The organism is Mesotoga sp. HF07.pep.5.2.highcov (assembly GCF_003666285.1).
GTDB lineage: Bacteria > Thermotogota > Thermotogae > Petrotogales > Kosmotogaceae > Mesotoga > Mesotoga prima.
The window spans coordinates 1-823 of sequence record NZ_JFHJ01000421.1 but is presented as its reverse complement, the minus strand read 5'-3'; the positions used below and the strand labels follow the sequence as shown (position 1 = coordinate 823).

2 protein-coding genes are annotated in these 823 nt (G+C 46.2%); both read right to left on the bottom strand.

The window, feature by feature from the left end:
• Positions 1-512: electron transport complex subunit RsxE (rsxE, locus tag BG32_RS08865; protein WP_147434905.1), on the bottom strand; the 512-nt coding region annotated here is incomplete at its 3' end.
• Positions 509-823: FMN-binding protein (locus tag BG32_RS08860; RefSeq protein WP_121526698.1), on the bottom strand; the 315-nt coding region annotated here is incomplete at its 5' end. The genes rsxE and BG32_RS08860, both read right to left, overlap by 4 nt.

Sequence of the window (823 nt, the reverse complement as noted above, 5' to 3'; positions counted from 1 at the left end):
GCAAACATTTTCACATCAGAAAGATGGTAGCCGAAAATCGATCCGTTGCCAAGAAACTCTCTCACCGATCCCAGAAGAACCAGAGAGGCCGTGAAACCAAGGCCCATTCCTAGACCATCGAGGAAGGAACTGAAGACATCATTCTTCGAAGCAAAGGCTTCGGCCCTTCCAAGAATTATGCAGTTAACGACTATGAGGGGAATAAACAGTCCCAATGTCTTCCATAGATCATAGACAAACCCATGCATCAACATGTCGATCACGGTAACAAAGGAAGCGATTATTACTATGTAAGAGGGAATCCTTATCTTATCGGGAATGAATTTCCTCACAAGAGATATTGTGATGTTCGACAACGCAAGGACAGCAGTAGTTGCGAGTCCCATCCCCAAACCATTTTCGGCGCTTGTTGTAGTTGCGAGAGTGGGACACATACCAAGAACCTGAATGAAGGTCGGGTTTTGTTTCAAGATACCGTTTGCCAGAATCTTGAACTTCGATTCTGCCATCATCTAACACCTGCCTTATCAAGGAATTCGGAGATGGCGTTGAGAGAGGATGCGACGGCTCTTGGAGTGATCGTTGCACCGGTCATCACATCGCTGACTGTCACTATCCCGTCTTCCCTCTTTCTTGCATCTATCTGGTCACCCACAGGGGTTACTCCAGCATCTTTGTCAACCCTTATGCCTTTGTCAAGTCCCTCTTTACTTACAGGATAGAACCTCTTCTGGACATCGGCATTTGCAATATTTGCTCCAAGTCCTGGAGTCTCCTGAGAGTATTCTAGAACCTTGATTCCATTTAACTTGACCCCATCAGG